Below are 12,698 nucleotides of genomic sequence, written 5' to 3'. Positions count from 1 at the left end.
CAGCGTTGCGTGTATACCGGTCTTCACATGAGGATTGAAGGTACTGCGCGCGTCTAACGCAACGGGTTGTGATAAGGATAAACGCGCTTGGACAGCAGCATTTTCTTCGCTGTATTGGCCGCAGCCATGCTGCATGCGGGCTGGAATGCCCTGATCAAGATTGGTCTGGATCGTTACCTGAGTGTGTGCCTGATTCAGATCGGCGCCGGGGTTGCCGCAACCTGTTCACTGCCATTGCTGCCCCTGCCCGAAACAGCCGCCTGGCCATGGATCATGCTCTCGGCGCTGCTGCATATCGGCTACAACGGCTTTCTCGCCCATGCCTATAAATACGGCGACCTGAGCCAGGTCTACCCCTTGTCGCGGGGTAGCTCACCGTTGATTGTGGCCTTGATCGGCGTCGCCCTGCTTCATGAAACCTTGAGCTGGGGACAAATCAGCGGGCTGCTTATTCTGGTCACCGGCATCTGGCTGATGGCATTACGTACCCAGAAAGACAGCCCGTTCAATACCCCACTGCTCCTGACCGCACTGACTACCGCCAGTTTTATTGCAGCCTACACCCTTACAGACGCAGTGGGCGCACGGGTCAATGGCGATGCACTGTCCTACGCCATGTGGCTGTTTGCAACCAACGGCCTGGTGACTCTGGTGATCCTGGTAGCGATGCGCGGCACCACAGTTCTAGGCAAGCTGGGCCAGCACTGGAAAGGCGGCTTGAGCGGCGGTGTGATGTCACTGATGGCCTACAGCATCGTCATCTGGGCCATGACACTGGCGCCAGTTGCCGTGGTCTCCGCATTGCGCGAAAGCAGCGTATTGTTTGCCCTGTTGATTGGCCGCCTGGTTCTCAAGGAAACATTGCCAGCACTCAGAATCCTGTCTTGCGTGGTGATCCTGCTCGGCGTTGTGACCCTCAAGCTGACTTGATGCCATGCGGCTGGACGCAGCACTGCAGAGCTCCTAATCTGAACCTGTGCCCTTGAATGCCAATGGCACAATCCAGGAGGACTCAGGATGAGCGATTTCGTCGTCAGCGCACGCCGCATCAGGCAAGGAGCCTTTATTGCCGAGCCCGGCCCTTCCCGATTCCTGATCGTCGATGCTGAGCAACTGCCTGCACCCGAGCAAGGGCGCACCGGCGTCACCTGGATCAATGCCTGGCTCCAGCAAATGCTGGCTGAAGCAGTCTGGGGCGTGGATGAGCGCACGGGCGCAAACCGTGGTGACATCCTGATCTTCGTCCACGGCTACAACAACAGTCCCGCCGAGCTTATGGCGCACCACCGCCAGCTCAAGTCCGACCTGCACGCCGTTGGCTGGAAAGGCGTGGTGGTTTCCTTTGATTGGCCATGCGACAACAAGGCAGCCGGTTACCTTGAAGACCGCCACGACGCCAAGCAAAGCGCAATGCAACTGGTCACCGACCTGATCTCGCTGCTGGCGACCAGGCAAACCCCGGATTGTGCAATCAACACCCACATCCTGGCGCATTCCATGGGTGCCTATGTGGTGCGTGAAGCCTTTGATGACGCAGATGATGCGCGCCTCGACAACAACAGCTGGATGATCAGCCAGCTGTGTTTCATTGGCGCAGATATTTCAGCGCAATCGCTCAATGAAGGCAACGCCACCACCGACTCGCTCTACCGTCACAGCATGCGCCTGACCAACTATTTCAGCCTTGGCGACAGCGTACTCAAGCTCAGTAATGTCAAACGTGCAGGGGTCGCCCCACGCGCCGGACGCATTGGCCTGCCAGCGCTTGCACCGCGTAGCAGCGCCAATGTTGATTGCTCGCTTTACCACCAGGCACTGCTGCAAAGCGCCGCCCTCCAGGCAGCCGATCAACCGAGCGGTTTTCATGGCAACCAAAGCCATTCATGGTTCTTTGGCAATCGGGTCTTTACCCTCGACTTGTTCGAAACCCTCAAGGGCGACCTGGATCGCAGCATCCTGCCGACCCGCAGCCCAAGCCTGACCGAGCGCAGCTTCAACCTGATCCGCCCTGCTGGCACCTAACCGGCAACTTCTGCCACGCCCCGCCACCCAACCCTGGATCTGTATTCGCACCATTTGCTGCAGCCCGTCTAGATCGGGCGTTGCACTCAGGGCACAATGCATAGATGAATGAAGACTACCTACCGAGTTGCTGCACGCCGTTAACCCAGTGCTGGCCCCTGCCCCTGCCAATGGCAGGCACCCAGCTGATCAGCACGCGTTTCGACCCCGGCTTGTTTGAGCCATCGGCCTTTGAACGCTGTGCAATCGCTCCGGTACGGGGTGTCGCAAAGCGCCAGACCGAATACCTCGCCGGAAGGCTTTGCGCTCGTGAAGCCCTGCGCCAGGTCACTGGTGTCGCGAGGGTGCCTGCCGTTGGCGAGGATCGCGCTCCTGTCTGGCCGCTGAATGTCTGCGGCTCAATCTCGCACGGCAATGGCCTGGCTGCTGCGATAGTGGCCGAGCGTAATCACTGGCGTGGCCTTGGCCTGGACATAGAGCAGCCTCTGGAAACGCAGCGTGCAGCACGCCTGGCCAGTGAAATTCTGACCCCGCGCGAAATGCACCGAATAGCCAAAACCAGCGCAGAGGAACAAGCCTGGTGGGTCAGCCTGAGCTTCTCGCTCAAAGAAAGCCTGTTCAAGGCGCTGTATCCACTGGTTCTGACTCGGTTTTACTTTGAAGATGCCGAGTTGCTCGAATGCGACAAGGGAACACAAGGCAGGGCCCGGCTGCGCCTGCTGGTCGACTTGAACCAACAGTGGCCGGCCGGCAGTGAAATCAGCGGACAATTCTGCATGTTCGAAAACCAGCTTATTAGCCTGGTTTATGTCCCGCGTCTATCAACCCGCTAGCATCAGTTAATCCCTTCCCGCGCACAAATCCGATAAACTCAGGCAATTGCTGCCAGGAGTACCTATGCGCGACGAACTGAATCAAGGCTTGATCGACTTTCTAAAAGCATCGCCAACGCCCTTCCATGCCACTTCCAACCTTGCGCTTCGCTTAGAAGCAGCGGGCTTTCAGCGCTTGGACGAGCGCGATACCTGGCACACCGAAGCCGGTGGTCAGTACTATGTCACTCGCAACGATTCCGCCATCATTGCGTTCAAAGTGGGCAAGCGACCACTGACCGAAGCCGGTATTCGCCTGGTTGGCGCCCATACCGACAGCCCATGCCTGCGCGTCAAACCGAACCCAGAACTGCAACGCCATGGTTTTTTCCAGCTTGGCGTGGAGATTTATGGCGGCGCACTGCTTGCGCCCTGGTTTGACCGCGACCTGTCCCTGGCTGGCCGCGTGACCTTCCGTCGCGATGGCAAGGTGGAAAGCCAACTGATCAACTTCGAACTGCCGATTGCCGTCATCCCCAACCTGGCCATCCACCTGAACCGCGAGGCCAACAGCGGCTGGGCGATCAACAAGCAAACCGAGATGCCGCCCATCCTGGCGCAGGTCGCAGGTACCGAGCCAGTTGATTTCCGCGCCCTGCTGGCTAACCAACTGGCCCTTGAGCACAGTTTGAATGCCGATGCGGTACTGGATTACGAACTGAGTTTCTACGACACCCAACCAGCGGCAGTCATAGGCCTCAACAGTGATTTCATCGCCGGTGCACGCCTGGACAACCTGCTGTCGTGCTACGCGGGGCTGCAAGCACTGCTCAGCGCCGGCGATGCCGAAACCTGCGTCCTGGTCTGCACCGACCACGAAGAAATCGGCTCCAGCTCAGCCTGTGGTGCCGACGGCCCGATGCTCGAACAGGTCTTGCGCCGTGTCATCCCCCAGGACCAGGACTTCGTGCGCACGATCCAGCGCTCGCTGCTGGTATCGGCTGACAATGCCCACGGCATTCACCCCAACTACCCGGACAAACATGACGAAAATCATGGCCCTAAGCTCAACGCCGGCCCGGTAATCAAGATCAACAGCAACCAGCGCTATGCCACCAACAGCGAAACAGCGGGCTTCTTCCGGCACCTGTGCCTGGAAAACGAAGTGCCGGTGCAAAGCTTCGTGGTACGCAGTGACATGGCCTGCGGCTCGACCATAGGGCCGATCACCGCAAGCCAACTGGGTGTCCGTACCGTCGATATCGGCTTGCCAACCTTTGCCATGCACTCAATCCGCGAACTTGCCGGCAGCCATGACCTGGCTCACCTGGTCAAGGTCCTGAGTGCGTTCTACAGCAGCCCGGAGCTGCCTTGAGGCCCCTATGATCGAGCACATTCGCAACAGCCTGCTGGAGGCGCAACGCGCGCTGGACGACTTCATCAATAACGAGCAGACCCTGCAAAAGATTGAAAGTGCAGCGCAAATGCTGGTCGAGAGCTTCGAGCAAAAGGGCAAGGCCTTCTCGTGCGGCAACGGCGGCTCGATGTGCGATGCCATGCACTTCGCCGAAGAGCTGACAGGACGATATCGTGGCAACAGGCCCGGTATCGCAGCCGTTTCAATCAGCGACGCCAGCCATATCAGCTGTGTGGCCAACGACTTTGGCTACGAGTACATCTTCTCGCGCTATATCGAATCGCACGGCCGTGAAGGCGATGTATTGCTTGCATTCAGCACCAGCGGCAAAAGCCCCAACGTGCTTAACGCGGTGGCGGCGGCGAAACAGCTTGGGGTCAAGGTCATAGGCCTGACTGGCAAGCCCGGTTCCAAGCTCGAAGAGCTGGCGGATATCTGCATTTGCGCTCCGGGCGGCAATTACGCCGACCGTATCCAAGAGCTGCATATCAAGGTCGTGCATATCCTGATCGAGCTGATCGAGCGTAAGCTCAACCCTGAAAACTACGCATGATGCAGGGCGTGACAAGGCGCAGCCTGTCCGCCAGAACTCGACAAATCAACTCAATATCCGCTGCGAAAATGGTGGGTGGTTAAAGCGCCACCCACCCTGCAAAACAGCCATTAGGGTGTGACAACGCGAGGCTTGCCCACCAGACCCGGCACAATTAATCCGGCACCTCGACGCTGACGTGAATGGCGTCATGACGCCAGTATTCGAGGTCACAGTCGATCAGCCGACCATGTTGATCGCGATTGACCCGGGTGATACGCAACGCCGGGCTGCCCACTGCCACTTTCAAGCTACTCGCGGCCTCGGCATGCAGCGCCGTGGGCATCATGTCGAACCGCACCCGCCCGTAACGAATCTGGTATTGCCTGGCATAGAGTTCGGTGAGCGAGCGTGTCAGGTCAAACTCGAGAATCGCCGGGAAATACAGCGGGTTCAAGTAATGCTCGACGTAGAGCACCAGGCGTCCGTCTATACGCCGCGCACGGCGTATCTGAAACACACTGGTCAAGGCTGGCAGGTCGAGTATCTGGCAGATTTCCGCATTCGCCGGAATCAACCGGGCGCTGAGCACCTCAGTCGCGGGCTCGCGTCCCTGTTCGGCGACCATTGCATGAAAATGGCTGCGCACTAACGGGTTGTAGGCTACGCGCGCGGGGGAAACAAACCAGCCACGGCGTTCCTCCCGGTACACCAGCCCTTGAGCCTCCAGCTGCCCCAGCGCCTCGCGCAAGGTGATGCGCGTGGTAGCAAACAACTCACTCAGCTTACGCTCGGCGGGCAACTTGTTACCGGAGACGAGCAAGCCGTGCTCTATCTGCTCTTGCAGCGCCCGGCAAATAGTAGTGACCGCTCGCGGAGTGACCTCAGGCATCAATTTGATCCTCCTGGACTAGTCCAGCCCTATTGAGGGGCATGAAATACGGCATTTCGGTTGCACAACGATTGCTGCAAGCCTAGGCAGTCTAGATGACCGCTAGATGACAGCCAGGCTCCAAGCAGATTTCCTGCCAGCAGATGGTTAGATATGCCCCATTAAAACAGCGACTTATCTATGGTCTACGCTTGAAGAGCAGTACGCCGCCAGAGCGTATAAACAATTAGCGGTAGCGCACGACATAAAACTGTCATTTATTGCGCCTAAATTGGCTCGGGTATTGCTGATCTAGACCAACACTTAATCTGCAAGGGAGTTTCAAATGAAACAACTGCTGCTAGCTACTTTGATGGGCTCGGCCATCGCCATGGCAACACAGGCAATGGCTGCGGATACAGATGTCAAAGCACTCGAGCAGGCCGCTCGCGCCGAAGGACAAGTCAATAGCGTCGGCATGCCTGACAGTTGGGCCAACTGGAAAGATACCTGGGAGGACCTGAACAAGAACTACGGCCTCAAGCACCTCGATACCGATATGAGCTCGGCGCAGGAAATCGCCAAGTTTGCCGCCGAAAAAGATAACGCCACGGCCGACATCGGCGACGTTGGTGCTGCATTTGGTCCCATTGCCGTGCAACAGGGGGTCACCCAAGCCTACAAACCATCGACCTGGGAGCAGATTCCAGACTGGGCCAAGGATAAAGACGGCCACTGGATGCTCGCCTACACCGGTTCCATCGCATTTATCGTCAACAAACAGCTGGTCAAAGATGTACCCAAGAGCTGGGCCGACCTGAAAAAAGGCAGCTACAAGGTTGCCATCGGTGACGTCAGCGCTGCTGCACAGGCGGTAAACGGCGTTCTGGCCGCCGCGATCGCCAATGGCGGTGACGAGAAGAACATTCAACCGGGCCTGGACTTCTTCGGAGCAATTGCCGAACAAGGGCGCTTGTCGCTGTCGAACCCGACTATCCAAACCCTGGAAAAAGGTGAAGTCGAAGTCGGTGTGGTCTGGGATTTCAATGGCCTGAGCTACCGCGACCAGATCGATCCTAGCCGCTTTGAAGTACTGATCCCGTCCGACGGTTCGGTAATTTCGGGCTACACCACCATCATCAACAAATACGCCAAGCACCCCAATGCAGCCAAGCTGGCCCGTGAGTACATTCTCAGCGACGCAGGCCAGATCAACCTGGCCAAGGGTAATGCGCGGCCGATTCGTGCGGAGCACCTGACGCTGCCAGCCGAGGTTCAGGCCAAGCTGCTGCCCAACGAGCAGTATGCCAAGGTCAAGCCGATCAAGGATGCAGCCGCCTGGGAAGCAACCTCCAAGGCATTGCCGCAACTGTGGCAGGAAAACGTCATCATCAATATGGAATAAGCCATCACGGCTAGCTTGAACCATAGGGAGGCAACCTGGGTTGTCTCCCTATATCAATTTGCAACAACCCTGAATCTGCTGTGAGTCGCCTATGAAAGACAATGTCATCCTGGTGATTTTGGATGGCCTGAACCATGAGGTCGCCCAGCATGCCATGGGCCATCTACAGGCCTATTGCGGTGCCGGTCGCGCCAGGTTGTATAAGCTTGAATGCGAGCTGCCATCGCTGTCGCGTCCGCTCTACGAATGCATCATGACCGGAGTTGCCCCCATCGACAGCGGCATAGTGCATAACGATGTGGTGCGCCTGAGCAACCAGCGCAGCATTTTTCATTACGCCCGTGAGGCGGGCCTGAGCACCGCTGCCGCTGCCTATCACTGGATGAGCGAGCTGTATAACCGTGCGCCGTTTGTAGCCGCACGTGACCGCCACACCAATGACACTACGCTGGCGATTCAACACGGCCACTTCTACTACGTCGATCACTACCCGGACTCACACGTCTTCGATGATGCCGAGCATTTGCGCGCAGCACACAAGCCCAACTTCCTGCTGGTCCATCCCATGAATATTGATGATGCCGGGCACAAGCATGGGCTCGATTCAGCGCAGTATCGCAACAGCGCCAGACGTGCCGACTTGTTTCTTGCCGAGTACCTGCAGCGCTGGCTGGATGACGGCTACCAGATCCTGGTGACGGCTGATCACGGCATGAACAACGACCGCTCGCACAATGGCTTGCTTGCCGAAGAACGTGAAGTTCCCTTATTTGTGCTGGGCGATGCATTCAGCCTGGACCCACAGGCCGCGCCCAGGCAAACCGAGCTGTGCGGCACCATATGCCAATTGCTGGGCGTGGCCCACGACAAACCAATGTGCAAGGAACTGCTCAAGTGAGTGCAACCGAACCACGCCAATCACGGAGCAAGTGGCTGGCGGCCCTGTGGCTTGTCCCCTTCGCGCTGTTTTTCTTCGCCTTCCAGATCGCACCGCTGATCTGGATTACGCTGAACAGCGTCAACGTTGATGGCAGTTGGAGCCTGGCCAACTTCGAGAAAATATTCTCCTCCAAGTTCTACCTGCAAGCCATCAAGCACAGTTTGCAGGTTGGTTTTTGGTCCAGCCTGTTCGGCATCATCATCGCCATCATCGGTAGTTACTCACTGCATCAGGTTGATTCAAAGTTGCGCGACTTTGTCATGGCGTTCTCCAACATGACCAGCAACTTTGCCGGAGTGCCCTTGGCGTTCGCCTTTATCATCCTGCTTGGATTCAATGGCGCGATCACCTTGCTGCTCAAGCAGATTGGCTGGATTGACGATTTCAACCTGTACTCCAAGACAGGGCTGATCGTGCTCTACACCTACTTCCAGATTCCACTTGGAGTCATGCTGCTGTATCCGGCGTTCGATGCCCTGCGCGAGGACTGGCGCGAGTCGGCGGCCCTGCTCGGTGCCAACACCTGGGACTTCTGGCGCCATATCGGCCTGCCGGTACTGACTCCGGCGCTGCTTGGCACCTTCGTGATACTGCTGGCGAATGCACTCGGGGCCTATGCCACGGTGTATTACCTGACCACGGGTAACTTCAACATCATGCCGATTCGTATCGCCGGCCTGGTTTCGGGCGATATCTCGCTTAATCCGAACCTGGCCAGTGCCTTGTCAATGGTGCTGCTCGGCCTCATGGCGCTGATCACCATCGTCCATCAAGTGCTGCTGAAGAGGAGCTATCATGTCGCGCGCTGATACGACCGCCAGCATTCTCTATCACCGCGTGGTGGTTTGGCTGCTGTTCCTGATCTTGCTGTTGCCCCTGGCCGGCACCTTGCTGTATTCGTTGTCGACCAGTTGGTCGGCAACCATTCTGCCCGATGGCTTGACCTTCAAATGGTACTTCGAGCTGTGGGGCGAGCCGCGCTTTCTCAAGGCCTTTGGCCAGTCGCTGCTGATCTGCTTTTCCGCGTTGTTCCTGGCTTCGATACTGATCCTGCCGCTGCTGTTTGTGGTCCACTATCACTTCCCCAGGCTCGATGGGCTGATGAACATCCTCATTCTGCTGCCTTTCGCAATGCCACCGGTGGTGTCCTCGGTTGGCCTGCTGCAAGTCTATGGATCAGGGCCTGTGCAATTGGTCGGCACACCCTGGATCCTGATTGGCTGCTACTTCACCATCGCCCTGCCCTTCATGTATCGCGCGATCACCAATAACCTCCATGCCATCAACCTGCCGGACCTGATGGACGCCGCCCACCTGCTAGGCGCCAGCACCTGGAAGGCAGCCTTCCTGGTGGTGCTGCCAAACCTGCGCAAAGGCCTGATGGTGTCGCTGTTTCTGTCGTTCTCGTTCCTGTTTGGCGAGTTTGTATTTGCCAATATGCTGGTCGGTACGCGCTACGAAACCCTGCAGGTCTACCTCAACAACATGCGCAACAGCAGCGGCCACTTCAACAGTGCGCTGGTGATTTCCTATTTCTTCTTTGTGTTGATTTTCACCTGGGCAGCCAACCGCCTGAACAAGGACAAGTCATGAGTTATCTGAGCATCAAGGGCCTGAACAAAAGCTACGGCAGCACGCAGATTTTCAGCGACATCAATTGCGAGATCGGCCAAGGCGAATTCATTACGCTGCTTGGCCCGTCGGGTTGCGGCAAATCGACCTTGCTGCGCTGCATTGCAGGCCTGACCACGGTCAATGGCGGGCAAATCCTGCTCGACGGCGAAGACCTGGTCCCCGTGACCCCGCAAAAGCGCGGCATCGGCATGGTATTCCAGAGTTATGCCCTGTTTCCCAACATGAGCGTCGAACAAAACGTTGCCTTTGGCCTGCGCATGCAAAAGGCGGGTAAGGCGCAAAGCCAGGCGCGGGTCAAGGAAGCCCTGCAGATGGTCGAGCTCAGCGATTTCGCCAATCGTTACCCGCACCAATTGTCTGGAGGCCAGTGCCAGCGTGTGGCGCTGGCACGTTCGCTGGTGACCCGTCCGCGCCTGTTATTACTGGATGAACCCCTGTCGGCGCTCGACGCGCGCATTCGCAAGCACTTGCGCGAACAAATCCGTGAGATTCAACAAGAGCTTGGCCTGACGACTATTTTCGTTACCCACGACCAGGAAGAAGCGCTGGTCATGAGTGACCGCATCTTCCTGATGAATGCGGGCAGGATCGTCCAGAGCGGCAAAGCTGAAACCCTGTATACCGAGCCTGTCGATGCCTTCGCTGCAGGTTTTATGGGCAACTACAACCTGCTGGATGCAGAAACGGCCAGCCGTTTGCTCGACCGCCCTATCAGTACAGGCGTGGCCATTCGCCCGGAAGCCATCGCAATCACGGCCGATGGCGAAATTGAAGGCCTTATTCGCAGCCACAGCCTGCTCGGTAACGTTATTCGCTACCGGGTAGAGGCGCGTGGCGTCGAGTTGCTGGTCGATGTGCTCAACCGCAACGAAAGCGACCTGCACGACAAAGGCCAGCGCATCGTCCTGAGCATTGATAGCCAAGCTGTACGCGAGGTGGCGTGATGACCCTGGCAATCTTTGACCTTGATGACACCTTGATCGACGGCGACTGTGCCAGCTTGTGGAGCGCCGAAATGGCCAAGATTGGCTGGGTCGATGCCGAGAGTTTTATTGCGCGCGATCACGAGCTGATGAACCTCTATGCCCAGGGCCAACTGGCCATGGAAGACTACATGGCGTTCAGCCTCGCACCACTTGTGGGCCGCACCCCGGAAGAGGTTGCCTTTGTCGTCGAGCCCTTTGTCGAGGATGTGATAGAACCGGTTTTGCACAGCGATGCAACACGCTGCCTGGCCACTCACCGCAAGGCCGGCGACCGCGTATTGATTATCTCCGCCTCTGCGCACTTCCTGGTCAGTGCCATTGCCCAGCGGCTGGGCATCGAGGACGTACTGGCCATAGACCTGGAAATTCAGCACGGCTGCTACAGCGGTCAGACCCAAGGCATATTGACCTATCGCGAAGGCAAGGTCGCACGCCTGCATCAATGGCTGGCTGACAACAACGAACCCCTTGATGGCGCCTATTTCTATTCCGACTCACGCAACGACCTGCCCTTGCTCAAGCAGGTCGATAACCCGCGGGTGGTAAACCCGGACCCACAACTGCGCGCGCATGCCGAACAGGTCGGCTGGCCAATCCTCAACTGGCGCTGAGGCTCCTGGCCCGGATTGGCTGGATGACGGCTTTTCATCCAGCATCAGGCAAGCCAGGCCTTGTAACACCGGGCCGGTTTGCACGTCTCTAGCTAGGCAATCGCTCGACGGCCCGCCGCTGGGGCTCGTGTTCCGGTATTCTGCATACCAGAACTGAGCCCCAAACAGTGGTACAAAGAGCGGCTACCTGCACTGCCTCAGACGGCTGCACAATCGATATTTAGCTAGGAGCCTTAGATGCATAACTGGAACGATGTTATTTCTCGAGCCACCCACGGCAACCCAGCGCCTGATCGCAAAGTCATCAAGACCGAAGAAGAGTGGCGCGCCCAACTCGATGCCGAACAATACCGGGTCACTCGCCAAGCCGGTACTGAACGGCCCCACAGCTCGCCAATGTGCAGCCTGTTTGAACCGGGTATATACGGTTGTGTGTGTTGCGGCACGCCCTTGTTCGATGGGAACAACAAATATGAGTCCCATAGCGGCTGGCCGTCATTCACCCAGCCGATCAAGGACAACGTGATTGCTTATCACAACGACTCAAGCCACGGCATGTCCCGTATCGAGAACAGCTGCAATGTATGTGGCGCGCATTTGGGCCACGTATTCCCGGATGGCCCGGAGCCCACTGGCTTGCGCTTCTGCATGAACGCGGTCGCCCTGAAAAAGCTCGATTAGGACAATTTGGATAGCGTGGCGCGATTGTGCGCCACGCATTGGCATTCGATGAGGACCGGCAGATGAAAGCAATCTGGAACGACCGCGTAATCGCCCAGTCAGACGCAACCGTGGTCGTCGAAGGCAATCACTATTTCCCCGCTGACGCCATCGTCAGCGAGTACTTCAAGCCCAGCGACTACAGCAGCCATTGTCCATGGAAAGGCCAGGCGCACTACTACAGCCTGGAGGTCGAGGGTAAGCGTAATCCCGATGCCGCCTGGTATTACCCGCAGCCCAAGGAAGCAGCAGCCAATATCCGTGGCTATGTGGCATTTTGGAAGGGCGTGGTCGTAAGCGATTAGACGGTATTGGCTCACGACCAGCCAATGATCAGGCCTTCGCCACTTCTGGTGCCAGTATCCACTCGGCGCTGTCATTCCATACATCCATCCGGGTGATCTTGCCATCACGCACTTCAAAGCGATCCAGATAGCGATTGCCACTGAAACTGCGCCCATCGGGCCATTCGCCATAAAGGGTACCGTTGGAGTACACCACCGTATGGTCGCCACGATCTGTCCAGTCGAACTGACCCAGCGCCTTTTTCACCCAGTTGTAGCGTGCGGCATTGAAGGCCGTGATCTCCTTTGCGCTTGGCATCAGCCGCCCGCCGGTGAAGGTGATGCGGACATCGGCTGACATATAGGTCGCCGCCTTGACGGGGTCGGGTGCCATCGATGCGTCTAGAAAGTCACTGACAATTTGTACTGCCGGGTTGTCGTGCTGCATGGTCGCTAACTCCGA

Annotated in this window: 15 protein-coding genes; 13 read left to right on the top strand and 2 right to left on the bottom strand. The window is 57.6% G+C overall.

The features are described from left to right. Positions 1-87 precede the first annotated feature (87 nt). From CHB79_RS02530 to lpcA, 5 genes are all read left to right on the top strand, one after another. Positions 88-930 (top strand): EamA family transporter, encoded by an 843-nt coding sequence (locus CHB79_RS02530; RefSeq protein WP_089358784.1) that lies wholly within the window; start codon positions 88-90, stop codon positions 928-930. Between the two features lie 87 nt (positions 931-1,017). After that, complete coding sequence (locus CHB79_RS02525; RefSeq protein ID WP_089358783.1) at positions 1,018-2,022, top strand: alpha/beta hydrolase; 1,005 nt, start codon at positions 1,018-1,020, stop codon at positions 2,020-2,022. A gap of 104 nt (positions 2,023-2,126) precedes the next feature. After that, positions 2,127-2,855: a 4'-phosphopantetheinyl transferase family protein gene (locus CHB79_RS02520; RefSeq protein ID WP_089358782.1), complete on the top strand. Its 729-nt coding sequence runs from the start codon at positions 2,127-2,129 to the stop codon at positions 2,853-2,855. A gap of 64 nt (positions 2,856-2,919) precedes the next feature. Next, complete coding sequence (locus CHB79_RS02515; protein WP_089358781.1) at positions 2,920-4,209, top strand: M18 family aminopeptidase; 1,290 nt, start codon at positions 2,920-2,922, stop codon at positions 4,207-4,209. A 7-nt stretch (positions 4,210-4,216) separates the two neighbouring features. Beyond that, complete coding sequence (lpcA, locus tag CHB79_RS02510) at positions 4,217-4,804, top strand: D-sedoheptulose 7-phosphate isomerase (RefSeq protein WP_010485060.1); 588 nt, start codon at positions 4,217-4,219, stop codon at positions 4,802-4,804. 154 nt (positions 4,805-4,958) lie between these two features. On the opposite strand, the gene CHB79_RS02505 is transcribed toward lpcA, so the two are convergent. Beyond that, a complete protein-coding gene (locus CHB79_RS02505) occupies positions 4,959-5,675 on the bottom strand; it encodes a UTRA domain-containing protein (RefSeq protein ID WP_010485058.1) in 717 nt (238 codons plus the stop codon). Between the two features lie 325 nt (positions 5,676-6,000). Between CHB79_RS02505 and CHB79_RS02500 the strand changes: the two genes are divergently transcribed. From CHB79_RS02500 to CHB79_RS02465, 8 genes are all read left to right on the top strand, one after another. Continuing rightward, a complete protein-coding gene (locus CHB79_RS02500) occupies positions 6,001-7,059 on the top strand; it encodes an ABC transporter substrate-binding protein (RefSeq protein ID WP_089358780.1) in 1,059 nt (352 codons plus the stop codon). A 91-nt stretch (positions 7,060-7,150) separates the two neighbouring features. Beyond that, a complete protein-coding gene (locus CHB79_RS02495; protein ID WP_089358779.1) occupies positions 7,151-7,957 on the top strand; it encodes an alkaline phosphatase family protein in 807 nt (268 codons plus the stop codon). Further along, positions 7,954-8,808: an ABC transporter permease gene (locus CHB79_RS02490; protein ID WP_010485053.1), complete on the top strand. Its 855-nt coding sequence runs from the start codon at positions 7,954-7,956 to the stop codon at positions 8,806-8,808. The genes CHB79_RS02495 and CHB79_RS02490 overlap by 4 nt, the downstream gene beginning before the upstream one ends. Next, positions 8,795-9,592, top strand: coding sequence for an ABC transporter permease (locus tag CHB79_RS02485; protein ID WP_089358777.1), 798 nt, complete (start codon positions 8,795-8,797; stop codon positions 9,590-9,592). Before CHB79_RS02490 ends, CHB79_RS02485 begins: the two co-directional genes overlap by 14 nt. Further along, a complete protein-coding gene (locus CHB79_RS02480; RefSeq protein ID WP_089358776.1) occupies positions 9,589-10,578 on the top strand; it encodes an ABC transporter ATP-binding protein in 990 nt (329 codons plus the stop codon). Before CHB79_RS02485 ends, CHB79_RS02480 begins: the two co-directional genes overlap by 4 nt. After that, positions 10,578-11,231 (top strand): HAD family hydrolase, encoded by a 654-nt coding sequence (locus tag CHB79_RS02475; RefSeq protein WP_010485048.1) that lies wholly within the window; start codon positions 10,578-10,580, stop codon positions 11,229-11,231. Before CHB79_RS02480 ends, CHB79_RS02475 begins: the two co-directional genes overlap by 1 nt. A gap of 237 nt (positions 11,232-11,468) precedes the next feature. Next, positions 11,469-11,912, top strand: coding sequence for a peptide-methionine (R)-S-oxide reductase MsrB (msrB, locus tag CHB79_RS02470; RefSeq protein WP_089358775.1), 444 nt, complete (start codon positions 11,469-11,471; stop codon positions 11,910-11,912). Between the two features lie 62 nt (positions 11,913-11,974). Then, positions 11,975-12,256 carry a DUF427 domain-containing protein gene (locus CHB79_RS02465; protein ID WP_089358774.1) on the top strand — a complete coding sequence of 94 codons (282 nt, stop codon included), beginning with the start codon at positions 11,975-11,977 and terminating at the stop codon, positions 12,254-12,256. 28 nt (positions 12,257-12,284) lie between these two features. Here the strand turns inward: CHB79_RS02465 and CHB79_RS02460 are convergent, their stop codons facing one another. Next, a complete protein-coding gene (locus CHB79_RS02460; RefSeq protein ID WP_010485043.1) occupies positions 12,285-12,683 on the bottom strand; it encodes a nuclear transport factor 2 family protein in 399 nt (132 codons plus the stop codon). Positions 12,684-12,698 lie beyond the last annotated feature (15 nt).

The sequence above is a fragment of the Pseudomonas segetis genome, assembly GCF_900188155.1.
In the GTDB taxonomy this organism is placed as follows: domain Bacteria; phylum Pseudomonadota; class Gammaproteobacteria; order Pseudomonadales; family Pseudomonadaceae; genus Aquipseudomonas; species Aquipseudomonas segetis.
Note: the sequence above shows the minus strand (reverse complement) of the source record. Positions and strands in the feature narration are given on the sequence as shown.